Annotated in this window: 24 protein-coding genes; 7 read left to right on the forward strand and 17 right to left on the reverse strand. The window is 46.9% G+C overall.

Going from position 1 to position 22701, the window contains the following annotated elements; genetic code table 11:
- Positions 1 to 5 precede the first annotated feature (5 nt).
- Positions 6 to 524 carry a GNAT family N-acetyltransferase gene (locus tag ACYVBJ_RS00480; protein ID WP_460980339.1) on the forward strand — a complete coding sequence of 173 codons (519 nt, stop codon included), beginning with the start codon at positions 6 to 8 and terminating at the stop codon, positions 522 to 524.
- 15 nt (positions 525 to 539) lie between these two features.
- Here ACYVBJ_RS00480 and ACYVBJ_RS00485 read toward each other — a convergent pair whose 3' ends face one another.
- A complete protein-coding gene (locus tag ACYVBJ_RS00485; RefSeq protein WP_460980340.1) occupies positions 540 to 1736 on the reverse strand; it encodes an anhydro-N-acetylmuramic acid kinase in 1197 nt (398 codons plus the stop codon).
- A gap of 82 nt (positions 1737 to 1818) precedes the next feature.
- On the opposite strand from ACYVBJ_RS00485, the gene ACYVBJ_RS00490 reads away from it, so the two are divergent.
- The 3 genes from ACYVBJ_RS00490 (at position 1819) to ACYVBJ_RS00500 (ending at position 5092) form a co-directional block, all read left to right on the forward strand.
- Entirely contained in the window at positions 1819 to 2700 is an 882-nt protein-coding gene (locus tag ACYVBJ_RS00490) for a fructosamine kinase family protein (RefSeq protein ID WP_460980341.1), read from the forward strand.
- 85 nt (positions 2701 to 2785) lie between these two features.
- On the forward strand, positions 2786 to 4213 hold the full coding sequence (locus ACYVBJ_RS00495; protein WP_460980342.1) for a DEAD/DEAH box helicase: 1428 nt from the start codon (positions 2786 to 2788) through the stop codon (positions 4211 to 4213).
- A 72-nt stretch (positions 4214 to 4285) separates the two neighbouring features.
- The gene (locus ACYVBJ_RS00500) at positions 4286 to 5092 is read left to right on the forward strand and encodes a tetratricopeptide repeat protein (protein ID WP_460980343.1); all 807 of its coding nucleotides are present in this window, start codon (positions 4286 to 4288) and stop codon (positions 5090 to 5092) included.
- A gap of 530 nt (positions 5093 to 5622) precedes the next feature.
- Here ACYVBJ_RS00500 and ACYVBJ_RS00505 read toward each other — a convergent pair.
- Both ACYVBJ_RS00505 and ACYVBJ_RS00510 read right to left on the reverse strand, forming a co-directional pair.
- Complete coding sequence (locus ACYVBJ_RS00505; protein ID WP_460980344.1) at positions 5623 to 6501, reverse strand: 3-keto-disaccharide hydrolase; 879 nt, start codon at positions 6499 to 6501, stop codon at positions 5623 to 5625.
- A gap of 501 nt (positions 6502 to 7002) precedes the next feature.
- Entirely contained in the window at positions 7003 to 7890 is an 888-nt protein-coding gene (locus ACYVBJ_RS00510; RefSeq protein WP_460980345.1) for a toxin-antitoxin system YwqK family antitoxin, read from the reverse strand.
- A gap of 234 nt (positions 7891 to 8124) precedes the next feature.
- Between ACYVBJ_RS00510 and fcl the strand changes: the two genes are divergently transcribed.
- Positions 8125 to 9066, forward strand: a complete 942-nt coding sequence (fcl, locus tag ACYVBJ_RS00515; RefSeq protein ID WP_460980346.1) for a GDP-L-fucose synthase — start codon at positions 8125 to 8127, stop codon at positions 9064 to 9066.
- A gap of 76 nt (positions 9067 to 9142) precedes the next feature.
- Here the strand turns inward: fcl and ACYVBJ_RS00520 are convergent, their stop codons facing one another.
- The gene (locus ACYVBJ_RS00520; protein ID WP_460980347.1) at positions 9143 to 9775 is read right to left on the reverse strand and encodes an acetyltransferase; all 633 of its coding nucleotides are present in this window, start codon (positions 9773 to 9775) and stop codon (positions 9143 to 9145) included.
- Between the two features lie 113 nt (positions 9776 to 9888).
- On the opposite strand from ACYVBJ_RS00520, the gene ACYVBJ_RS00525 reads away from it, so the two are divergent.
- Together ACYVBJ_RS00525 and ACYVBJ_RS00530 are read left to right on the forward strand one after the other, a co-directional pair.
- On the forward strand, positions 9889 to 10704 hold the full coding sequence (locus ACYVBJ_RS00525) for a UDP-2,3-diacylglucosamine diphosphatase (RefSeq protein WP_460980348.1): 816 nt from the start codon (positions 9889 to 9891) through the stop codon (positions 10702 to 10704).
- An 11-nt stretch (positions 10705 to 10715) separates the two neighbouring features.
- Complete coding sequence (locus tag ACYVBJ_RS00530; protein WP_460980349.1) at positions 10716 to 11861, forward strand: glycosyltransferase family protein; 1146 nt, start codon at positions 10716 to 10718, stop codon at positions 11859 to 11861.
- On the opposite strand, the gene ACYVBJ_RS00535 is transcribed toward ACYVBJ_RS00530, so the two are convergent.
- The 13 genes from ACYVBJ_RS00535 to ACYVBJ_RS00595 form a co-directional block, all read right to left on the reverse strand.
- Entirely contained in the window at positions 11850 to 12680 is an 831-nt protein-coding gene (locus ACYVBJ_RS00535) for a Rossmann-fold NAD(P)-binding domain-containing protein (RefSeq protein WP_460980350.1), read from the reverse strand. The two genes, ACYVBJ_RS00530 and ACYVBJ_RS00535, sit on opposite strands and share 12 nt — an antisense overlap.
- 3 nt (positions 12681 to 12683) lie before the next feature.
- The gene (locus tag ACYVBJ_RS00540; protein ID WP_460980351.1) at positions 12684 to 13694 is read right to left on the reverse strand and encodes an outer membrane beta-barrel protein; all 1011 of its coding nucleotides are present in this window, start codon (positions 13692 to 13694) and stop codon (positions 12684 to 12686) included.
- Positions 13691 to 14443, reverse strand: a complete 753-nt coding sequence (locus ACYVBJ_RS00545) for a hypothetical protein (protein WP_460980352.1) — start codon at positions 14441 to 14443, stop codon at positions 13691 to 13693. Before ACYVBJ_RS00545 ends, ACYVBJ_RS00540 begins: the two co-directional genes overlap by 4 nt.
- 139 nt (positions 14444 to 14582) lie before the next feature.
- Positions 14583 to 15188: an RNA polymerase sigma factor gene (locus ACYVBJ_RS00550; RefSeq protein WP_460980353.1), complete on the reverse strand. Its 606-nt coding sequence runs from the start codon at positions 15186 to 15188 to the stop codon at positions 14583 to 14585.
- Positions 15189 to 15292: 104 nt separating this feature from the next.
- Positions 15293 to 15670 carry a DUF983 domain-containing protein gene (locus tag ACYVBJ_RS00555; RefSeq protein WP_460980354.1) on the reverse strand — a complete coding sequence of 126 codons (378 nt, stop codon included), beginning with the start codon at positions 15668 to 15670 and terminating at the stop codon, positions 15293 to 15295.
- Between the two features lie 238 nt (positions 15671 to 15908).
- Entirely contained in the window at positions 15909 to 16451 is a 543-nt protein-coding gene (locus ACYVBJ_RS00560) for a DUF420 domain-containing protein (RefSeq protein ID WP_460980355.1), read from the reverse strand.
- A gap of 10 nt (positions 16452 to 16461) precedes the next feature.
- Positions 16462 to 17172: an SCO family protein gene (locus ACYVBJ_RS00565; protein WP_460980356.1), complete on the reverse strand. Its 711-nt coding sequence runs from the start codon at positions 17170 to 17172 to the stop codon at positions 16462 to 16464.
- A gap of 3 nt (positions 17173 to 17175) precedes the next feature.
- On the reverse strand, positions 17176 to 17505 hold the full coding sequence (locus ACYVBJ_RS00570; protein WP_460980357.1) for a cytochrome C oxidase subunit IV family protein: 330 nt from the start codon (positions 17503 to 17505) through the stop codon (positions 17176 to 17178).
- Between the two features lie 14 nt (positions 17506 to 17519).
- Entirely contained in the window at positions 17520 to 18317 is a 798-nt protein-coding gene (locus ACYVBJ_RS00575; RefSeq protein ID WP_460980358.1) for a cytochrome c oxidase subunit 3, read from the reverse strand.
- A gap of 15 nt (positions 18318 to 18332) precedes the next feature.
- A complete protein-coding gene (locus tag ACYVBJ_RS00580) occupies positions 18333 to 18923 on the reverse strand; it encodes a cytochrome c oxidase subunit 3 (RefSeq protein ID WP_460980359.1) in 591 nt (196 codons plus the stop codon).
- Between the two features lie 6 nt (positions 18924 to 18929).
- Positions 18930 to 19808, reverse strand: coding sequence for a heme o synthase (gene cyoE, locus ACYVBJ_RS00585; RefSeq protein WP_460980360.1), 879 nt, complete (start codon positions 19806 to 19808; stop codon positions 18930 to 18932).
- 1 nt (position 19809) lies between these two features.
- Complete coding sequence (locus ACYVBJ_RS00590; RefSeq protein ID WP_460980361.1) at positions 19810 to 20829, reverse strand: COX15/CtaA family protein; 1020 nt, start codon at positions 20827 to 20829, stop codon at positions 19810 to 19812.
- Positions 20804 to 22687 (reverse strand): cytochrome c oxidase subunit I, encoded by a 1884-nt coding sequence (locus ACYVBJ_RS00595; protein ID WP_460980362.1) that lies wholly within the window; start codon positions 22685 to 22687, stop codon positions 20804 to 20806. Before ACYVBJ_RS00595 ends, ACYVBJ_RS00590 begins: the two co-directional genes overlap by 26 nt.
- Positions 22688 to 22701: the final 14 nt, after the last annotated feature.

Consider the following 22701-nt stretch of genomic DNA (forward strand, 5'->3'; position numbering starts at 1 on the left):
CGGTCGTGTCTGTTCGTTTTAGTCTGCTTACTGCTGCCGACGCACAGGCGCTGTCGGAAATTGCCAGACGGTCGTACAGCCAGCATTACCTCGACTACTGGTATGATCGAGGTGAGTGGTACCTCGAACGTTCGTTTGCTGTGCAGCAACTAACCAATGAGCTTAACGACCCCAATGCCCGTTATTTCATGGTCTTGATGGCCGATAAGCCGGTTGGTTTCATAAAGATTAATATCGACAAGCCTTTGCCCGATCAGCCAAACAACAATGGTTTAGAACTGGAACGTATCTATCTGCTTGACGAAGCTACTGGCCATGGTGTTGGTCGGGCGGCTTTAGCCTACGTAGAAGCCATAGCTCGCCAACGGGGCAAACAAACGCTCTGGCTTAAATCGATGGATACGAGCCCAGCCGTTGGTTTCTATCGACACATGGGCTTTCAGGAGCATAGCCGACTCCGTCTTAACTTTCCCCGGATGAAAGAAGAGGTACGCGGTATGATTGTCTTACAGAAACCCCTTTAGCGTATTTGACTTTATTTATCCAGGAAAACTCACTTTTCCCATCGAAACCGTTGGAACGCCCTCCCGTTCCCCAAACGAGGTTGTTCCACCGACAAGGCTTTCGTTCGCCAGCACAGCAAACAACACAGCCTCTTTAGCGTCCCCATCAATACCCAGTTCGCTGGTTGTGCTGAATTGACAATTCAGTAACTGGCTCCGGATTGCGGCTGTCAGCACAGGATTATGCATCCCCCCTCCACTCATGTATACATGATACGTTGCGCCGGCCCGCATCACACGTTTGATAGCCTCCGCAATGGTATCGGCACTGAGCTGAACAAGCGTTGCCATCAGGTCAGCGTCCGATACGTTAGCAGTCCCACTTTGACGCTGAGCCTGCTCGACAAAAGCTGTATTGAACACCTCCGGTCCGGTCGTTTTCGGAAACGAAGCGTCGAAGAATGGGTTCGCTTTTAAGGCCAGCAGCAACTGAGGGTTCACCTGACCGCTGGCCGCCAGTTGCCCGTCCTGGTCATACGCTTTATGCTGTAACGTTCGGGCGTACGCATCCAGCAACGTATTGCCCGGTCCGGTATCGGTCGTAAACACAGCGCTGGCATCCTGATCGGCGGGCAGATACGTAAAGTTGGCAATCCCCCCCATGTTCAGCAGGATTCGGTTTTCACCGGTTTTCGAAAACATAAAATAGTCGCCATAGACCGCGAGGGGTGCCCCCTCCCCGCCCACAGCGATGTGCTTCTGCCGAAAATCGCTGAACGTGATGACCCCTGTTGTTGCAGCTATATGATCCCCATCTCCGATCTGTAACGTAGCATTTGGGAACTTATCGCGCCGGTGCTGACTTTTTGGGGCGTGATAAACGGTTTGTCCGTGACTGGCAACAACGTCAATATCTGCGGGGTTAACCTGCCAGCTTTGCAGACAGTCGAGGATCATTTTCCCGTGCAGCCGCCCGATATACGGGTTTATTAAACAAAGCTGCTCGAATTCGATTTCGGTTTTGGCGAAGATGCTTCGAATGTTAGCCTTCAGGTCGTCGTCATAGGGAACAGTCGTAAAATGCTCCAGTGTAACATGGGTATCGGGCCCGGCTCCGGCGATACGGCATAACGCTACGTCAAGCCCATCGAGCGATGTTCCCGACATAAGGCCAATAATGCGACGTTCGGCTTTCTGAGCAATGGAATATAAATGCTGAATGTGTGAGTTCATGGGGTACGGTTCTACGTGCCGGATAAGACCAGCTTAGCCGGGCAACAATAGCGAAAAACCGTAAACTATAAACGGATTTATAATGGATTTCTGGGGCGACGAACAATTCTCTTTTTTTGAAAGCATTCTGTTTATGGCTCTGGGCCAGACGGTTGAGGTGATTGAAACTCAATTTTTGTCGGGGGGTGATATCAACATGGCCGCTCAGGTTTTTTCGTCCGAAGGGGTATTCTTCGTGAAATGGAATCAGGCCGAGCATCAGGATATGTTCGAAGCCGAAGCAAAAGGGCTGAACTTGTTACGTCAGACTGACGCTTTATTTATTCCCCAGGTTATTGGGTATGGGCAGCAGGCGGACAAATCCTACCTGATCCTGGAGTACATTGATTCGGGCGCTCCTACCAAGAAATACTGGGATTCGCTCGGACAGGCCGTTGCCGAACTTCACTCGCACACGCAGCCTAAATTCGGGCTCAATTTTGGTAATTACATCGGTTCGCTGCCCCAAACCAATACCCCCACACTTAACGGACCTGACTTTTTCTTTGAACACCGCCTACGTCCTCAGGCGGGTATGGCACTCTATAAAGGGCTGCTATCGAAGGATATATATGACGCATTGTTCCGGCTACGCGACCGACTGCCAGAATTGCTGCCCAACGAGCGGCCCGCGCTACTCCACGGCGATCTTTGGTCGGGGAACGTTATGATCACTGAAGCGGGACAACCCGCTTTAATTGACCCGGCTGTTTATTATGGTTTTCGGGAAGCCGATCTGGCCTTTACTAAACTTTTCGGCGGATTCGATCAGCGTTTTTACGATGCCTATAATGAAGCGTTCCCATTAGCCGATGGCTTCGACGAACGTATTGCCATCTACAATCTATACCCTTTACTGGTTCATGTGAATCTGTTTGGCTCGGGCTATGTTAGTGGAATTGAGCGCGTATTAAAACAGTTCTGAAGAACGTAACAGTACGTTTCTGATTAGTCTGATACGTCAACACCGTGCTGCAGCGCCATGCGCCTGCCGACGTTATTTATATTTTATGGAAATCACCTCATTTGAGCAGTTCGAGCTGAACCGGCAGCTTCTCAACGCCGTAGCCGACTTAGGGTACGAAGCCCCAACCCCTATTCAGCAGAAGACGATTCCACTGAGTCTGGGCAATCATGACGTACTGGGAATTGCTCAAACGGGTACCGGCAAAACGGCCGCTTATCTACTGCCGCTGCTCATGAAAATAAAATACGCACAGGGCCATAATCCGCGTGCGTTGATTCTGGCACCCACGCGTGAGCTGGTAATGCAGATTAACCAGGCCGTCAGTGAGCTGGCAAAATACACGGACCTGCGGCATCTAGCGCTTTTTGGGGGATTAGGACCAAAAACCCAGATTGAAACCTTACAGAAAGGAGTTGATCTGCTGGTAGCGACTCCCGGCCGGTTTATGGACCTGTATCGAATGGGCGAGATTGTCACGAAAGACATTCGCACGATGGTGCTCGATGAGGCCGACAAGATGATGGACATGGGCTTTATGCCGCAGATCCGGTCTATTCTGGAAGTTATCCCCACGAAGCGCCAGAACCTCTTGTTTTCGGCCACGTTTGGCGGGCGGGTCGAACGGTTATCGGCTGAGTTCCTGGAAGCGCCTATAAAGATTGAGGTAACCCCACAGGCTTCAACGGCCGAAATGGTGAGCCAGGTCATTTATGAGGTGCCAAACTTTCGCACAAAGATTAATTTACTTGATTACCTGATCAGTAAAGACACCTTTCAACGCGTCATCATCTTCGCCCGCACCAAGGGTACAGCTGAAAATATTTATAAGTTTCTGGCACGGAAAGTGGTCTCTTCAGAAACCATTCGGGTGATTCACGCGAACAAAGGGCAAAATACCCGCATCAACGCGATGGAAGCCTTCAAAGAAGGCAACATACAGGTGCTGGTTGCTACGGATGTAGCGGCTCGCGGTATCGACGTAGCCGAAGTGAGTCACGTCATCAATTTTGACGTACCGCTGATTTACGAAGACTACGTTCACCGGATTGGGCGAACGGGGCGGGCCAATCGAACTGGAGAGGCTATTACGTTCGTCACCAATGCCGAGGAGTATCATGTGCAGAAGATCGAGAAGATCATCCGCATGACGGTGCCCAGAGCTCCTGTTCCGCCGGAAGTCGAAATCGTTGAAACGCCTTTCGATGAGCAGCAGGCGATGTTACGTGAAATTGACGAACAGCGCCGGAAGGAAGACCCTACATTTTTGGGCGCGTTTCACGACAAAAAAGAAAAAAATCTGCCCGGTGGCAAAGCCACGGCCAAAGGGAAAAACCGGTCGCCGGGCGGCCGAAAACAAGGCGCTCCGGCGGCCGGCCCCAAGGCGAATAGTTCAGGACGTAACCCAAGCCGGGCGGGTGGTATAAAGGCCGGTAGTTCGAAGCGGTCGGGACCTCGCGGGGGGCGTCGATAATTAAAACGGAATGTACTAACTTAGATTCCCTTTCGTTCTACAGAAACATCGACTAGTGTTGTATTGATTATTATGAGCGTGCGGACGAATCTGATGCAGTGGACTTTAGTTGTGTTACCGTTTCTGTCGGCGGCACAGCCTAAGCAACTTATTACGTCAGCGCGCTCGGGCGATTCTGTCCGCTCATCAAAGGCCATTCGTAACAACGCAGAGAGTACGCTACAAACCAGTGAATCGGCGGCTGACCCAAACGCTACCGACATAATTGGTGGCTCGGTTAACGTACTTCCCCTGTTTGGCGAACGCCCGAAAACGGCCGATCAGATTGATCAGGAGATTCACTTTCTGAACGACTGCGACCGCAACTTCGCCAGTCGCTCAGAAGCAAGTGACTTTTTTGCCAGCCGAGGCTGGGATTACGTTGGTGATGGACAGTTAGACACGGCCGCTCATCGGTTCAATTTATCCTGGCTGCTAAACGACCGGAACGCCGATGCATACTGGGGATTAGGCGTCGTGTCGTATCAAAAGAACCAACTGCCCACTGCCATTCGAATGCTCAGAAAGGGCGTTGAGATCGCCGATAGCAACGCGACTCTGATCACGGACCTGGCCACCTTAGAGATTAAACATTATCAGGAGAAACAAAACACCGACGATCTGGCCCAGGCCGAGAATCACCTGCAGCGGGCTGTGGCAATCAACCCATCTGGAGGAGCTTTTCAGAAATTATCGTTGGTCTACTATCTAAAAGCTGACTACCCCAAAGCCTGGGCGTATTTCCACCAGGCGCGAAACCTTGATTTTTCAATACTGGACTTCGGCTACCTCAACGACTTAATGGCCAAACACCCGGACCCGAAAGGCGTATTTAAATAAACCCGAGCCTTTTCAAATCCATTTAACGACTAGCCTTTCCATACGGCCTACAAAGTGCTAACCTGTCAGCCTACGTTACGGTTAAGCTATGCCAAGTTGAAAGAGTTGCTACTCGCCCACGATTTTGCCTATACACCGATCATTTCTTGCCGCTACTGGCAAAATTGACCACATTGAGAAAAAGCAAATTCAAATTGCCAACCAAATTATCCCTATCAGGGGCACTTACTCAAAAGCTTTTTATAGAATGGTGAAGGCCGGAATTTATTCCTCCCTTATCTACTAAGCTTATGCGTATGGCTGAAGCATACCCAAAACAATTCATAAATCGTGATTGCGACCTTTCTGACAGAAAGGTTTGCCTTAGCGACTCCATAAGGCTACTATCGTGCGAACAGTTCCAAGCACTAATAGCCATCGTTCGATTAGTTGCTGTATATCATCTGACATCCAACTGGCCCAATCTTGATTGAATCAAGGTAGTATTCTCTGTTTTTGTCCTATACTAAGTGGAAAGACTAAAACTGAGATCAAAATAATCCGGCATAAGCTTTGGGCATTGCCGCCAGGTGTTTAATACGAATGTCCCGGTAAAATACTTCAGCGGCTTCACTTTGTAACTGGATCTTACCCCGTCTCATCGGCACATCCTGCCCATCGGGTTTTGTATACCGGGAGTCTTTAAGCACCATTACCACGTGTCCATTGACGATATGAAGACTTTTGCCCTCGAAACAAATCAGTTCCAGCGTCGTCCACTCCCCCGCCGGACTTTCGTGATTGGCTGACCGCATGCAATACGAATCACTGCTTTTTTTAAACGTACCGAAGGGCTGTTTCTCATCGGCTACCCGGTTCATTACGCCTTCGGACTGGAACGAACGGATATCAATGGCGGAGTTGGCCTGACACCAGAAATCACCCATATGTCCTTCCATGATCTGAAACTCCTGCGACAGCATCCACGAACGCCAGTATTCGGCACCAGCTTCGCCAATGGAATGATAGAGGATGCCCGAATCGCGCAATTTTGCTTTTCTGGGTTCATATTTCAGAGTCCCCCATCTGACTTGCAGCTTAAGGTGATAATTCTCGTATTCCTGACGGGTGAACAGGCAACCGTATTTCTCACCGCTTATGCGTAGAACAGGGCCACCCGATTCGTTCAGTACGGAAAATACATGGGTATCATCTTTGTTATAACCAATCGGTTGAATCGGATTGCCCGATGCATCTTTTGGCACACTTCCATTATAATTGAGCTTATGTTCGTAACTAAGGTAGTTTTCCCACTGGGTCAGGTCTTTGTCGAGTAGAGAGACCCATTCATCAGGTTTTTGCCTGGGTGAGAGGAAACTTGTCGTTAACAGATTGAGGACTAATAAAACAGAGAATTTTATCTGGATCATATCTTGGTAGAAATCTATAGAACAGCAAAACTACGGCAGACTGGAGGTTGATAAATTGTAAAAATCTATGTTTTACTGGTAGGTTTGTTGCTCAGCAAAGGCTGATGAAACGATACGTATTGCCTGCTTACCTGCCTAATTATGTAGGGTGCATACTATCCCTAAGCTTACTTGTACGAAGATTGGCAAGCAGGGTATTAGCAAATTCGGGGATCTGGATCAGATTCAGTTTTTTATTGCCGGCTCAACCGCATCTACTGAAGCCGTACACATTCTCGAAGACCGGGGAATAAAAGTTATTATCGGTTCGTGATATACATTTATAGTAAAGTCCCCATGTACAATTAGTACTCTACTCTACCCTCACCAGCAACAGGTACCTCGATTAGATTGTCACCGAACTAAAAAGCGGTGCCGAGAAGTCTCAGTACCGCTTTCTGGACCGAATCCAAATTGCTTTTACTTATTTAAGTAGTCAAATCCAGAGCGACTCATGTTTAGCTAGTTACCAGTTTCGTCTTCTTCGACCACTTTTTCTTTGGCCCGCTCGTAGGTCACCTTTCCTTTCTCATCCCATTCGGTAATTGTGTAGGGCTGAAAGTCCTGATCCCACTGGTCACTGGCGTACTGGGTTAGCTTCCGGCGCATGCGTCGGCCACTTGGATTGATTGGGTAAAATTCGGTCCAGCGACCAACTTTTACACCGTTGTCGTATTTGCCTTCTTCGGCCAGCAAGCCGTTTTCGTGGAAGGCCATGTACATACCTTTAATTTTTCCATACTCAATGGGAATGATTTCTTTAACCTTGTGATGAGCCGAATCGTAATACGTTACCCGCGACTCCGCTGGAAGCCCCCGGTGCCACCGCGTTTTGTCGATGAGCATGAATTTGGTATCGTACCGCTCCCAGCGCCCATCCTTCATGCCAGCGTAGTAGTAGCCTTCTTCCACCAAATCCCCGTTTTGATACCGCTTATAAGGACCGTGCAGGAGCAGGCCCGTTCCTTCGTCCCGAACGATTGAACTCGTTACGCGACCCGATTTCTGATAATACCGATAAACATCACGCACATACGGCATCGGCTTAGCTGCATCATTGTCACGCAGAATATAGAATTCCTCAATAATGGTACGGTCGCCACTACCTAGCTTGGTATACGTTTTAATCATCGACAGGCCTTCGTATTCCGTCTTGGAAAGCTTATTTTTAGCTTTCTTGTCAGCCTTCAGCTTTTTTAATTGCTTTACTTTAAGCCCTAAATCGGGTATTATACCCGATAAATATGCATCTTTTTGTTCGTTCAGCGAGGCCATTGTTGGCAGGCCAAGCGTCGTTAAGGACGAAGGAACGGAAGAAAACGGAGAGGCAGGTGCTCCAGATGGGGCCAAAACCGGTTTCGCTGCCGTTGTAAGTGATGCAGGTTCAGTTACTTGGCACCAGCCCGTGGCCGTTAGTGTGCCGCTGAGTAATAGGACAAGGATTGATATTTTTGAATTTAAGGCAAACATGATGTGGCAAACGATTGGTGCCTGAAGTTTGTTAGTTTTGCAACGCTACAACACGTACTATTATTTTGTCAACCGTCCGCCGGGAGCCCGGTGGCTTGCTCACAATCAACTCTCGTGGAAAAACAGGCCCGCATTTACGTCGCTGGACACCGAGGCATGGTCGGCTCAGCCCTTGTTCGTAAACTTCAAGCCGAAGGATACGCCAATATTATTACCCGCACATCGTCAGAAGTAGACCTGAGAAACCAGTCGGCGGTTGCTGCCTTCTTTACCCAGGAGCAACCAGAATACGTATTTCTGGCTGCGGCCAAGGTAGGCGGTATTATGGCCAACAACACCTATCGTGCCGAATTTCTGTACGATAACCTGATGATTGAGTCAAACATTATTCATAGTGCTTATCAGACTGGGGTAAAAAAGCTCTTGTTTTTGGGCTCTTCGTGTATTTATCCCAAGATGGCTCCTCAGCCACTCAAAGAAGAATACCTGCTGAGCGGTTACCTCGAACAGACTAATGAGCCGTATGCGATTGCGAAAATAACCGGAATAAAACTCTGCGAAGCGTACCGGAGTCAGTATAGCTGTAATTTTATCTCAGCCATGCCGACCAATCTATATGGGCCTAACGATAATTACGACCTCCAGGGTTCGCACGTACTGCCAGCGCTTATCCGCAAATTTCACGAGGCAAAAGTTAATGGGCAGCCATCCGTTGAAGTTTGGGGTACCGGCTCTCCCCGGCGCGAATTTCTGCACGCCAACGATTTAGCCGATGCCTGCTTTTTCCTGATGGAAAACTACAACGGCGAATTGTTTGTGAACATTGGTACGGGCGAGGACGTCACGATCCGTGAGTTGGCCGAAATGGTGCAGGAAGCCGTTGGTTACGAAGGCGAACTTCGCTGGAATACTGACAAACCCGATGGAACGCCCCGTAAATTGATGGATGTATCCCGGCTCCATAGTATGGGTTGGCGGCATACTACCGATTTAAAAGCAGGTATACACCAAACGTACCAGGACTTTCTGACCAACGAAGTGCTATATGTAGAATAAAGAGAAGAGAGGGAATAAAAGGAGTAAGGAGAGGAAAGGAACGCTGTTGAGAACCCTTTCTCCCCCCTTATTCCTCTTATATCTTCTTCGCAGGGTTACCAAATACTGTAGCGCCCGCTTCTACGTTCTCAACGACAACAGACCCGGCTCCAATCCGGGCGTTTTTGCCAATCGTAACCCCCCCTACAACGGTTGCACCGGTGCCGATAAACGCACCCTCTTCGATGGTTACGTTACTGTTGATCAGACTACCGGTACCCACCTGAATGTAATCGCCCAGCTTAGCCTGGCTTTCAATAACTACGCCGGATTGAATAATGCAGTGCTGGCCTACTTCAGCAAAGGCGTTGATAACGGTACGGGCCGCAATCAGATTCCCATGTCCTATCGACGCGAACTCAGATACTAAGGCGGTGTCGTGGATTGCATTGACCGGCTGAGTCTTCCGCCGTTCGTTCAGCATCTTCACCAGTCGTTTACGTACGCGGGCATCACTAATGGCAACAAAAGCCTCACACTTCTGACCAATGAGTTTCAGATAGCCGTCGTCGTCGGTATCTCCCAGAACCGATACGTCCCCAAACTCTTTGCCCTGAAGGCCTTTATCGTCATCCAGCAACCCGTATATAACTACACCGTTACGGCGAAACAGGTCTAACGCTGTCACACCAAGACTGCCTGCTCCGAAAATTAGCACCGGATTTTCCATCTAGTTTGTTTTTGTTAAGTCAATGTAAACAAGCGTTTATACAACGCCCTATACTTGTCGATTTGGTAACAGTTCGGTAAATCCTACTTCATATATGGGGTGTATTTTCGTACATGAAATCATGTACACAATTTCGCACGATTGTGCTCTCCGATATTCATTTAGGTACGAATGGGTCGAAAGCCCGCGAAGCCACTGAATTTTTGCGAAATTATTCATGTCAGAAGCTTATCCTCAACGGCGACATCATTGACGGCTGGCAATTGAGGCAGTACGGTACCTGGAAGAAAAAGCATACTGCTTTTTTTAAAACGGTTTTAAAGCAAATCGTTCACTACGATACCAAAGTTGTTTATCTGCGCGGCAACCACGATGATTTTCTGGATCAGGTGATGCCGTTAAAAGTCGGCAGAAACTTTTCTATTCGTAAAGATTACACCCTGAACTCAGGCACCAGAACGTTTTACGTTACCCACGGCGACGTATTCGATTCCATTACGTCGCAGCTGAAATGGCTGGCCTATCTGGGCGATATTGGCTATACGTTTTTGCTGTGGGTCAATAAGTTTTATAACCAGTACCGCACCTGGCGAGGGCTGCCCTATTATTCGCTTTCTCAACAGGTTAAAGCGCGCATAAAACAGGCGGTTAACTACATCTCGGACTATGAGCAAAAGTTAACCGAACTGGCTCGAGCCCGTAACTGTGATGGTGTCATTTGCGGCCATATTCACCAACCCGCCATCCATGAGTTTGATGGTATCATTTACATGAACTCCGGCGATTGGGTAGAGTCACTAAGTGCTTTAGTCGAAGACCACGACGGCAACTGGAGTCTACTCTACTACACGTCTGATTTAGCTCAGGACGATGCTGAATCTGAACAGAAGCAAAAGCAATTCGCCAGCTCAGACTCATCCTTCCATTAGTTACTCTACTTATGCGTGTTCTATTCATTATTCAAGGAGAAGGACGGGGACATTTAACGCAGGCGCTCTCGCTAGCCCAGATTCTAAAAATGGCGGGTCATGAGGTCACTGGCGCAATTGTCGGCATAACCGCCGAACGTAACGTACCTCTCTTTTTCACAGAAGCGTTCACGGCCCCGATTATTCCCATTTTTAGTCCGGGATTGGTATACAACGCTGGCACAAATGAGTTGCAGCCTTTCAAAACCACCGTAAAGGCGGTTCGTTGTATGCGCTCTTTCTGGCGTAGTCTTAAGGCGGTTCATAAGGAGATCAAAAGTCAACAGCCTGATGTTGTCGTTAACTTTTATGAAATGCTGGGCGGTATTACGTATTTATTACTGAAACCATCGGTCCCAATGGTCTGCATAGCGCATCAGTATCTCGCGTTTCATCCTAACTTCCAGCGCCCAAAAGGCCAGTGGTTTTATGAACAAGCGTTTAAACTGAACACACGACTAACCTGCTTTGGTGCTCGGGAGCTGCTGGGGCTATCGTTTGATAAGCAGGCTGACGAGCCGGGCCAACGGTTACGTATCGTTCCGCCTTTACTTCGGCAGGAGGTTACCGAACTAAAACCCGCTCAGGGTGATTTTCTGCTAGCTTACGTTACCCAGCCCGGTTTAAAGACGGAGCTACTAAAAGCGCATCACCAGTACCCAGACGTACGTATCGACGGCTTTCATTCAGGAACAGCTGCTCCCGATCAGATAGTGGATGAGACGCTTACTTACCATGCGATCGACGGTAAACGGTTTCTGGACTACATGGCTCGCTGCAAAGCGGTTGTGACAACGGCTGGTTTTGAGTCGGTATGCGAAGCGGCTTATTTAGGCAAACCTGCCCTCATGATCCCGCAGCCGAACCACTTTGAGCAGGTCTGTAACGCGCTCGATGGTCAACGCGCGGGTGTCGGTGTTGCGGCTGACCGATTTGACCTCGACCGGCTGTTTAGGTACCTGCCCAGGCATGATGCCGACGTTAGCGAACGATTTCGTAACTGGCACGCGCAAGGGTACTTCCTGTTTTTAGCCTCGCTGAACCGGGTAACAGCTTCTGCCAGTACCCCTTCAGGTGGTTTCTTTCGAACTCGGGTACGGCAACTGTTACGTTCCTAGCTCGTAGTAAAAAGCTAATGGATCAGGGTATTGAAAGGTGTAGTCTGTAGCCTTAAGCAACTTTCCGGGTGAGATCACCTTGTAAGCAACGGGTTGAGCCGGTGTTATAAACGTCGGTAGTGCATAACCAAAGTCAGCACAGCTTTTTCGGTAGATAGCCTCTCGTGTAGGATGCTTCGGCGAAACTGCATTGTAGACGCCACTAACTTTTCGTTCAATGATAGTCTGGAGAATGTTTATTGCATCATCGCGGTGTAGATAATTGACTGGCACATCACCGCTGTTGACCTGCTTGCCCGCCACATACTTGCCGGGGATACGGTCGTATCCCATCAGTCCGCCACAGCGTAGAATGGTTACCGACCGATCAGCAGCCAGCGCCTGTATTTCCTGCTCGGCCTGAACCAGTGCTGAAGCAGCCGCCTGATCCGGCGCTACTACGTCTTTCTCAACCACAATCCGGTTTAACTCAGGGTAAACGGAAGTCGAACTGACATAAATTACATGCTGAATAGCTGATCCGCGAATGGGTTCGATTAGATGCTTAATTTGTTTCGGGTGGAAATCGTCGCCCATCTTACCGGCCTTAGGCGGTATATTAACTATTAATACGTCAGCCGCCAGCAGGTCTTGTAAATCACCAACTGGCTCCGGACTTAGCTTTAATAGATGTCCTTCAATACCGGACTGGCTAAGTACTGCTAGCTTTTCAGCGGAAGTTGTGCTGCCTTTAAGGGTTTTGCCTTCCCCTGCGAGCCTTTCTGCGAGTGGCAAACCAAGCCAGCCGCACCCGATGATTGATATTGTTTGACTACTCATACGCTAAAATCCGAACCCAAAGCTTAGCGCCCGAACGTCGGGACCTTTACCAAGCGCAAACAAGGGGCTTAAATCATACTTGATGAAGAAGTCGGCTCCTTTGATGCCTATGTGAGCCATTAGACCATAACGGTAATTAGTCAACCCAAAATTTTCATGACGACGATCTTTCTTCCCATCAGCCTCCTTTATTTTTCGGTAGCTATCAAGCCGGTAATTTATAAAGCCACCTAAGCCAATATGGCCAAGCCTGCGGCCTGAGCTACTATAAAACGTAACCCGAGGCACAACAGGAATGCCAATCGTACAAACTGTTAGTTTGCTCTTTTGCAGAGCCCGGCCAACATCCGTAAAAACGACACCTGTGGGAGTTGTTTCTGCTACGTTGTTTCCGTCGAACATGAAATTGTTCCAGGCTACTTCAATGCCATAATACAGTTTCAACGAAGCGCGTTTACCTTTAATAAGTGTCGGCTTAGCGCCCATAGCCAATGATACGTAACGCGACCCTATGGGACGTAGGTCATAGCTATCTTCCGGATAACTGGGATTAGGCCCTTGTTGAATAAAGCTGTTTAAGCCTATGCTCCCACCATAGTCAAAATCCCAGCTTTTGCTTCGGTTCTTTTTTCGCTCTTTCTGATAATCCTGATCCTGCCTTCTTGTCGAATCGGCCTTTACGTCATCGCTGCCGTTTATTACAACCGTTACACCATCTTTTTTCTTTGTGATAACTAGCACCGTGTCTTTAAGATAGCGTTCACCATCCTGCAAAATAGCCGTTTGCCCGCCAGGTACTGAATCGAGTTTCATACCCATTTCGCGTACAATCTTGTTCAAATCGTAATTTGACAAAGCCTGAATACCTGCTTTATCAGGTGCATAAATCACCAACCGGGTTCGGTTCGCAAATCGAATGACCAGAGAATCGGCTGGACTGCTGGCTACAGCCTGTGACACCGCAGTTATTACCAGGAAAAGAAGCACAACGGCTTTACGCAAAACATCACTCATTGTTTCGCTGATTTATCTTTATCTAAATTGTGTTTAAGACCGTTGTAAGCACGTCCTAACAAACCACGTTCATCATCGCCAGTGTTATTGTCCCGGCGAGCAAAAACCTCTCCCTGTCTAACCCGATTAATTTGTTGCCAAAGTCCACCTGACCTGGGTTCAGTGTCTACCCGTGCAGTGGCGGTTGACGCTGTTTTTTCAGCAACTATCTCTTTACTGATTTGGCGGGCAGCGACAAGAGTTTCAGGTTCACCAATTGTAACCACCAACACCCGTTCGCTCGTTACCGCTGGCTTTGTAATAGTCTCAGCAACCTGGTCCGTTGGCTTCACAGAGCTGTCTGCAGCAGGTGATGTCACGTCCTCCTTCTTTGGTTTATCCGTCGGCATTGACTGGGCTAACGTAACGTTTTCTGCTTGATCCTGTCCTGTTTTTGATATACCCGTTTTCGATTTGTCAATTACAGTTGTCCCCTCCGTATTTTGCTTGGTAGCGCCATACGGCTTATTCGAAAGCGCCAGCGGCTCCTGATTGAGCTTCTCGTTAACACTAGCCGGTGTTTCCATTTCGGGCTCCGTAGTTTGAGTTGAACCAGCATCAGGTGACAGAAGCGCCTGGCTTTCTTTGGCTGGCTTACGTTCGGGCAGCTGGTTGTTCGCTACCTGATCGCCAGCACCTGCTCTCCCGTTGTTTGTTTGATACAGCCAACCAACCAGACAAACCAGAACCAAACAGGCGGCAACAGCCATGTACCGCTGCACAGACGGATTCTGCCAAAACACGACCCGTGGAGGTGAGTCACGTAGATTTATGCGAGCCTGCAACCGCTCAAAACTATCTGAGCGTGGCGTTAACGACATCTGCCCTAACTTACGAGCAAACAAATCGTCAATTGGCTGTTTTTCGGGACGTTCTTTCATAGGGTACAGTTAAACGTTCTGACTCCTTCTCTATTTTTTTGAGATTAGCCTGTAATAACGTGCGAGCCCGACTCAATTGAGACTTTGATGTTCCTTCTGTAATGCCGAGCGTTTCGGCAATTTCAGCGTGCGAATACCCCTCTATGGCGTAAAGGTTAAATACCGTTCGGTAACCGTCCGGTAATTGATTCACAATACGTAACAGTTCATTTTCATTCAAGGCAGTATCTGCCCACTCATAATCTGGCTCAACTGCTACGTCATCCATTGACACTTCCTGTCTCCACTGCTTATTCTTACGCAGAAACATCAGCGACTCGGTGACCATAATCCGGCGAATCCAGCCCTCAAGGCTGCCATCTTCGCGGAATTGACTTATTTTTTCGAATACGCGCATAAATCCATCGAGCATCACCTCCTCGGCATCGTCCCGATTGGCACAATAACGCGTACAGACAGCTAACATTTTGCCAGCATACCGATCATATACGACCTTGTGAGCACGGTTTTCCCCCTGCTTAAGCGCTTTGACTAGCTGCGCTTCAGTCGTAAAAAAGGGTATAATTCGTAGCATACTGCTCGCTTAGGTTCAACAGCAAGATGCAAAAATAGATAGGTAAGGTTGCGTGTGGTCTTAAAAATTTTTGATAATAATAAGCTGGCATAAAAAAAGGGCTCTTAAAGCCCTTTTAGATAATGAATTCCTGCTACGTCATGTAGCCAGATTACCCGCGATACGCGAAAATTTATGGGTGCAATCAAAACCATGACCGGAGCGATAACGCCTACATACACCCATCCATCTGGGTCATCAGCCAGGTAAAACAGCAAAAAACCAATAACTAAGGCAACACCACCTGAAATTGCATAGCTTACAAACATAGCCCCGTAGAAGTAGCCCGGCTCGACTTCGTAGCGCAGCCTACAATGGGGACAGTGTTCATACATATCGTCGAAGCCCCTGACTGAGTAGAACGGTTTTCGAAATATTTTGCCCTTTCTGCACTTAGGACATAGCCCGTTTAACGCGGCTTGCAATTTCGAGACGTCTTCCATGCTCCAGTTTGCTATTCCGATACCACAAGTAGCCAATTGAACCGACAATCAGGTACGGAATAATCAGTAAGTATACAATGCCAAAGTTAAGCTCAGAAGCAATAACGCTACGTCCGTTACTAACTGTGCTTTCGACTGTTCCCCGGCACATTGCGCACTGTGCCATTAAATCTGGCGTAACTGTTGATAGTACAACTACTATTACCCAAAACTTCCAGTGTTTCATCAATTTCATAAGTTAGTGGACGTAATAGGGCTTTATCATCAAATACACTATTACTCCGGTTACGCTTACATACAGCCAAATTGGGTAGGCCCACTTCACCGTTTTCTTGTGCTTCACAAACTGACCACTTATGGCAAAATAAACAGCTCGAAGAACAAACCAAACAACGATAACTGACAGAACAATATGCGAGATGAGCAGAAAATAATACACTGGCCGTACCCACCCTTGCCCACCAAATTGAGTCGAATCATTCGTTAAATGATAGAGTACGTAACTGATTAAAAAAGCAGACCCCAGCGTAAAGGCAGTCAACATCGTGCGTTTATGAGCCTGAACGTTCTTCTGACGAATGAAGTATAATCCAGCTAACAACAGTATAGAAGTTACTGAGTTGATAATTCCGTTGATATGAGGCAGATATGTAGTCCAGTTTCCTAAATCTACCTTCTGCCGAATCCCCAAAAGAACAGCAACTGCAATTGGAATGGCTATTGACAGAACATTAATAATGCGGTTTGCTTTCTGCTCCTGAACAGGGTGTAGCGCTTCCATAAACGATCAATTATTGCTTACTGTATATATCGAGCAACACTCTGATTTCCAGCACGAGTCGGTCGACATCTTCTTTATCCGTTCCATCGTAGAATCCTCTCACAATGCCCTCTTTATCTACTAATACCAACTTTTCGCTATGGATAAAAGTTTCGTCTGGTTTACCCTCTTTGACCCCAGCATCAACTGCTGGCAGATAATACCCATGCATAGCCAAATCATAAATATCAGCTTTCGGCCCAGTCAGGAAAAACCATTTATTGGGGATGGCTTCGTATTTCTGCGCATACGCTTTTAACTGAGCTGGCTGGTCATGTTCAGGATCAACTGAATACGATAATAGAACTATAGCTGGGTTATTCCGGAAGATGTCTTGCACGCGAGTAAGCTGAGAAGAAATCTTGGGGCAAATAGACACACAGCGGGTGAAGAAAAAGTCTGCTATGTAGATCTTATCTTTTACTACGGACTGATCTACTCTTTTACCATCCTGATCAATCAGTTTAAAGGGTGGTATACGATTGTAGAGTGTATCTGTAACCTCACGTCCATCGGCCAGAGTGACCTTACCCATCAAGGGTTCTCCATTTGTCGAGTCAATCTTTGGAAGATAACGCGGCAATACGTAATGATTCTGCGAGCCAAACCGCAGGAATAGATACAGCAAAGCCGGGACCAGCAGTGTTACAAGCAGGATCCCGGCTTTTCTAGATGTTGTCATGCTTTACCTAAGTTGGAAAATCGAGCCGCCTTCCGTTAAAAGCGCAACCAGTAACCAGACGATAAACAGCACTGGAAGGGTTATAGCCCATATTAGACTTTTTACCTCATGTTTCAAGTGCATAAACTCGCCAACGATGTAAAATGCCTTAACGAGCGTCATACCAACGAAAATTGATGTACGTAGAGTCCCAGCATGCATCAGATATGCAAGAGCAAATTCAAATGCAGTTATTACCGATAGGATAATAAACGTACGCCAGATTACTCCAGTTTGGGCTGGAACGTTTTCGGTTCCAGCGTGGTGTTCATTAGGATGTGCGTGATCAGCCATGATTAATTACGTTATCAGACCAGGTAGAAGAAGGTGAATACAAATACCCAAACAAGATCAACAAAGTGCCAGTATAGACCTACTTTCTCAACCATCTCGTAGTGGCCGCGACGATCGTATAAGCCGGTTGCAGCCCGATAGAAAATCAGGATATTCAAGATAACCCCACTAAATACGTGCGTGCCATGGAAACCCGTGATGAAAAAAAACAGGTCAGCAAAGGCTGGAGGACCGTACTGGTTTTCGACAAGGTTAGCCCCAAAGATGGTACGTTGAATGGTCTGGCCCCCAACGAGCTCGCTGATAACAGTACCCGTTTCTGTTCCGTGGATAAAGTGCGACCATTCCCAAGCCTGACTACCTAGGAACGTAAAGCCACCCAGGATGGTCCATAACATGTATTTCTCTACATCCCTGCGATCCATACGGTGACCAGCTTCTACAGCTAATACCATTGTTACGCTACTGAAAATGAGAATAAATGTCATGATACCGACGAAAATCAGCGGAGCATCGACACCATGTAAAAACGGTACTGCGTTATAAACCTTTTCTGGAGTTGGCCAGTACAGATTTGAGAATTTAAACACCTCACCATAAATGGCAGGGTCCCAAGCCGGATAACTATATCTGATCAGACCGTAAGTTACCAGCAAGGCCGAGAACGTAAACGTATCTGAAATCAGGAAAAACCACATCATCAACTTGCCATAACTGGCATTCATCGGTTCGACACCACCCATCCAGGTTTTCTTGTCGAACGTTCCAGCTGATTCTGTTGCTACGGTGTTTGTCGTCGCAGTAGCCGCCATGCGTCTAAGAGATTATCAATGAAAATAGACTAAAAAGAAAAACAAATACAGCCAAAGAATGTCTAAAAAATGCCAGTAAGCGGCCGCAATTTCAATTTGATTCAAGCTTTTCGCGTGTATACGAAGCCTAAAAGCCGCCACTAACGCAAATATTAATACGATTAAGCCTGATATTAAATGGAAGCCATGTAAACCCGTAAAAATATACATGAACGAGCCAGCGGGATTTCCAACGAAAAAGACCTTCTCATTAACTAATTCAACCCATCCCTGGAACTGCATGTATAGAAACGCGATTCCCAGTGCAAAAGTAATAGTTATTGCTGTCTTCAAACCGGCGAAGTTGTCTTTTTTTGCCGATACGTACGCCCAGTGCATTGTCAGACTACTTAACACTAAGACAACAGAGCTGTAGCTGAATACAGCTGGAATATTATATTCCAGCCAGTTACCCTCTGCCCGTCTTACCAGATAAGCACTGGTCATGGCAGCAAAGAGCATGATTATACTCACAATAAATAACCACAATATAAACTTGCGGGGATTCATTGAGAGCGTTTCTTCGGGCTCTTCAACAATTGAAATGTCATTTACTAAATCACTCATGATCCGTTATACTTTATCTAACAAGTAAACAATCTGTACGATTGGTAAGTAAAGCAGCGATCCAAACATCATTTGTAATGCGGCTTTATCCGTACAGGTTCTCATTAAGTGAAACGTTTGCGCTAAAAACAAGATTCCGCCAACCATGGCTACAAACGCAGAATTGATACCGGTTACCCCTAGAAAATAAGGCAGCCAACCTACAGGTATCAAGAACAGCGTATAAACCATGATACGGAATGCAGTCTTTGTCGTTTTACCGTTGCCCGGCATCATTTGGATGCCTGCCTTCTTATACTCGTCAAAGGCTATCCAGCCAATGGCCCAAAAATGTGGAAACTGCCAAAAGAACTGAATTGCGAACAAAATACCCGGTGCCCAGCCGAAATGATCTGTAGCCGCCACCCAACCAATCATTGGTGGAAAAGCGCCTGGTAGAGCACCTACAAACACGGCAATCTGGCCTTTGCGCTTAAGTGGCGTATAAACAAACCCATACAGCAAAAGCGATAGAACAGCTAAAGCAGCAGCTCGTACGTTAAAAACCTCTACAAACAGATAGCAAGACACGCTAAACAGTATGAAGGCAAAAACAGCAGCTTCATTTACCGTTAATCGACCCGTTGGTAAAGGCCGAATAGCAGTACGCTTCATTACTTTATCAGAATCTTTCTCAATAATCTGATTAATAATATTTGCTGCTCCAGTTATCGCAACAGACGCAACGGTTAGCACAACGATCTTCCACCAATCGATATGATCAGCAGCGAGACAATAACCGAATACTCCAGAAAATACGACAGCCAGCGTTAACTTCAGCTTAATTAATTCTATGTATGCTTTGACCTTAGCGTTGATAAGGCTTAAGCTCATTACTTTCTCCATACTAAACATTTAATAAGCCTGGCTTATATTCAGTCAGCTTATGAGTAATCATTGAAGGTCTTAAGAGTACCCACGCTATAAATTGGATGCCTATTAGCATTATAGCCAGTTCCAGGTGAATGGGTTGCGCTACAGCAGGTACTGCAAAATACGCCATCATTATGCCAGTCAGAATTTCTAATGCAATAGTGACTAAAATAGCTTTAGATAATCTACTGATCAGGCCCTTAATCTTCAGTTTATAAAGTTTGTAGGCCACTAGTCCCTGAAGTGCAAATACCACAAGCGAAAATGATCTGTGAACATAAAAGCGCCAATCAAGATTACCAATCCAGCTTTCTCGCTGATCATAACCCAGGCTCTTGACTACCTCATCCAATGCTTCCCTAACCTGAGTACCAAATGCTATTTGTGCAAATGAAACCACAATTGCTATTACTAACAGATTGCTTAAGACTGACCTTTCATTGTCAGCTACATATGTTTGCATTAGTCCTTTGTAAGAACGAGCAACTACAAATGATAAAGCAAACACAACGAATATAGCCAGCAATAAATGAAGAGAAATCAGGTGTTGCGCTAATTCCGTTGCAACTACGCGAGAGCCAAGCCAGCCATTTACGCCTATAAGGAAAAAGGCGGCAAAACTTCCCCAGAAAACTAACTTATCCTTTCTAAGGTAAGGAATGGATGCCAATAAGGTAGCAAAAACAAAGAAACCGGAGAGTACGCCAAGCAAACGATTAACGTATTCAATCCAGGTTTTAGTAGCATTAAATAGTACTTCACCTTTAAGCTTAGCCCCGTATATCTCTTGATAATTTGGAGGTAGTTGAGAAGCTTCGGTTGGAGGAATCCATCGGCCAAAGCACTTTGGCCAGTCAGGACAACCCATTCCAGAGCCTGTTCCTCTAACGATACCCCCTGCCAGAATAAGCAGGTAAATAATTAGTACGGTCAGAAAAGCAAGGCTCCGGAATCGGCGTTCACTTTTATTAGTGAGGTTGTTTAAATTGGTCATTCAGGTTTTGTGCCTCAATCTCTTTCTCAAGCGTAATCAACTCATTCTCATGCGGAAGATTTGATTCTGGAGTTTGGGAATATGGCACGTTTTGGGGGATGAAGTCATCCTTGGCACCTGGCTTGCTATAATCATACGGCCAACGATAAACCGCCGGAATTTCACCCGGCCAGTTACCATGCCCCGGACTAATTGGAGTTGTCCATTCAAGCGTATTAGACTTCCATGGATTCTGGGGTGCTTTACGACCTCTGAACAAGCTATATACGAAGTTCCAGACAAATACCCACTGAGCCGTGAACGTAAATATGGCGGCCAGGCTAATGAAGCTATTCATATCATTGAAGATATTCTTCGTAAAGTCATAGCTCGTGAAAGCATAGTATCGGCGTGGAAACCCAGCTATACCGATATAGTGCATTGGAAAAAACACCAGATATATACCAATGAATGTTAGCCAGAAGTGAACATACCCAAGTTTTTCGTTTAACATACGCCCAAACATCTTGGGGAACCAATGATAAACACCAGCAAGTAGACCGAACGCAGAGGCAGCACCCATCACCAAGTGGAAGTGAGCAACTACAAAATAGGTATCGTGCAACTGAATGTCTAATGCCGAGTTCCCAAGAATCAGGCCAGTTAAACCACCCGAAATAAAGAACGATACAAGGCCAATCGAGAACAGCATTGCAGGCGTGAAACGAATATTACCCCGCCACAATGTCGTAATGTAGTTAAAAGCTTTAACCGCCGAAGGAACAGCAATGATTAGCGTTAAGAACATAAATATCGAACCCAGGAATGGATTCATACCGGTTACAAACATATGGTGGGCCCACACGATAAACGCTAGAAACGCAATCCCCATCATCGAAGCAATCATAGCGCGATAACCAAAAATCGGCTTGCGAGCATTGGTTGCTATAATTTCTGAAGTCATACCAAGAGCCGGTAACAATACGATGTATACCTCCGGATGTCCCAGGAACCAGAACAAGTGTTGGAACAGAATAGGACTACCACCTACGTTTGGTAATGCTTCACCATTGATATAAATCTCTGACAGATAGAAGCTCGTTCCGAAGCTACGGTCGAAGATCAGCAATAGAGCAGCCGATAATAACACAGGAAACGAAATCAGACCCAATACTGCTGTCAGGAAGAAAGCCCAGATTGTCAACGGTAACTTGCTGAACGACATACCCCGCGTGCGCAGGTTAATTACTGTCGTAATGTAGTTAATACCACCCAGCAATTGCGATACGATAAACAGCGCCATGCTTATCAACCAATACGTCATTCCTATTTCAGATCCTCTGTGTGCTTGAGGAAGTGCACTAAGCGGTGGGTACACTACCCAACCACCCGCTGCGGGTCCGGTTTCAAAGAATAAAGAAGCAAACATGAGCACACTAGCCATGAAAAAGAACCAGTAAGACAACATGTTTAAAAAACCAGATGCCATATCGCGGGCACCAATCTGAAGCGGAATCAAGAAGTTGGAAAATGTTCCACTCAAGCCAGCGGTAAGTACAAAGAACACCATAATAGTGCCGTGCATTGTCACCAGAGCAAGGTAGAAGTCAGGATCTAGTTTTCCTGATTCATTAATCCAACTTCCGAGGATCGGACGTAAGAACTCTAGCTTCATGTCGGGGAAACCCAACTGAAGCCGAAACATAACTGATAAGCTAATGCCAATAACCGACCAGATGATACCTGAAATCAGGTACTGCTTGGCTATAGTCTTATGGTCTTCAGAAAAAATGTATTTGCGCCAAAAACTTTGCGGCTCATGATGCTCATGCTCTGCGTCATGAGCTATGGTTGCCGTGTTAGCTGCTGCAGTCGCCATAGTTTTGGTTTGTT

Source organism: Spirosoma fluminis (genome assembly GCF_054778895.1).

Excerpts from the sequence above, each read along its gene's own strand:
- ACYVBJ_RS00485 (WP_460980340.1), bottom strand. The coding sequence starts at position 1,736 with ATGAACTCACACATTCAGCATTTATATTCCATTGCTCAGAAAGCCGAA.
- ACYVBJ_RS00490 (WP_460980341.1), top strand. The coding sequence starts at position 1,819 with ATGGATTTCTGGGGCGACGAACAATTCTCTTTTTTTGAAAGCATTCTG.
- ACYVBJ_RS00495 (WP_460980342.1), top strand. The coding sequence starts at position 2,786 with ATGGAAATCACCTCATTTGAGCAGTTCGAGCTGAACCGGCAGCTTCTC.
- ACYVBJ_RS00500 (WP_460980343.1), top strand. The coding sequence starts at position 4,286 with ATGAGCGTGCGGACGAATCTGATGCAGTGGACTTTAGTTGTGTTACCG.
- ACYVBJ_RS00505 (WP_460980344.1), bottom strand. The coding sequence starts at position 6,501 with ATGATCCAGATAAAATTCTCTGTTTTATTAGTCCTCAATCTGTTAACG.
- ACYVBJ_RS00520 (WP_460980347.1), bottom strand. The coding sequence starts at position 9,775 with ATGGAAAATCCGGTGCTAATTTTCGGAGCAGGCAGTCTTGGTGTGACA.
- ACYVBJ_RS00525 (WP_460980348.1), top strand. The coding sequence starts at position 9,889 with ATGAAATCATGTACACAATTTCGCACGATTGTGCTCTCCGATATTCAT.
- ACYVBJ_RS00530 (WP_460980349.1), top strand. The coding sequence starts at position 10,716 with ATGCGTGTTCTATTCATTATTCAAGGAGAAGGACGGGGACATTTAACG.
- ACYVBJ_RS00535 (WP_460980350.1), bottom strand. The coding sequence starts at position 12,680 with ATGAGTAGTCAAACAATATCAATCATCGGGTGCGGCTGGCTTGGTTTG.
- ACYVBJ_RS00540 (WP_460980351.1), bottom strand. The coding sequence starts at position 13,694 with ATGAGTGATGTTTTGCGTAAAGCCGTTGTGCTTCTTTTCCTGGTAATA.
- ACYVBJ_RS00545 (WP_460980352.1), bottom strand. The coding sequence starts at position 14,443 with ATGGCTGTTGCCGCCTGTTTGGTTCTGGTTTGTCTGGTTGGTTGGCTG.
- ACYVBJ_RS00550 (WP_460980353.1), bottom strand. The coding sequence starts at position 15,188 with ATGCTACGAATTATACCCTTTTTTACGACTGAAGCGCAGCTAGTCAAA.
- ACYVBJ_RS00555 (WP_460980354.1), bottom strand. The coding sequence starts at position 15,670 with ATGGAAGACGTCTCGAAATTGCAAGCCGCGTTAAACGGGCTATGTCCT.
- ACYVBJ_RS00560 (WP_460980355.1), bottom strand. The coding sequence starts at position 16,451 with ATGGAAGCGCTACACCCTGTTCAGGAGCAGAAAGCAAACCGCATTATT.
- ACYVBJ_RS00565 (WP_460980356.1), bottom strand. The coding sequence starts at position 17,172 with ATGACAACATCTAGAAAAGCCGGGATCCTGCTTGTAACACTGCTGGTC.
- ACYVBJ_RS00570 (WP_460980357.1), bottom strand. The coding sequence starts at position 17,505 with ATGGCTGATCACGCACATCCTAATGAACACCACGCTGGAACCGAAAAC.
- ACYVBJ_RS00575 (WP_460980358.1), bottom strand. The coding sequence starts at position 18,317 with ATGGCGGCTACTGCGACGACAAACACCGTAGCAACAGAATCAGCTGGA.
- ACYVBJ_RS00580 (WP_460980359.1), bottom strand. The coding sequence starts at position 18,923 with ATGAGTGATTTAGTAAATGACATTTCAATTGTTGAAGAGCCCGAAGAA.
- cyoE (WP_460980360.1), bottom strand. The coding sequence starts at position 19,808 with ATGGAGAAAGTAATGAGCTTAAGCCTTATCAACGCTAAGGTCAAAGCA.
- ACYVBJ_RS00590 (WP_460980361.1), bottom strand. The coding sequence starts at position 20,829 with ATGACCAATTTAAACAACCTCACTAATAAAAGTGAACGCCGATTCCGG.
- ACYVBJ_RS00595 (WP_460980362.1), bottom strand. The coding sequence starts at position 22,687 with ATGGCGACTGCAGCAGCTAACACGGCAACCATAGCTCATGACGCAGAG.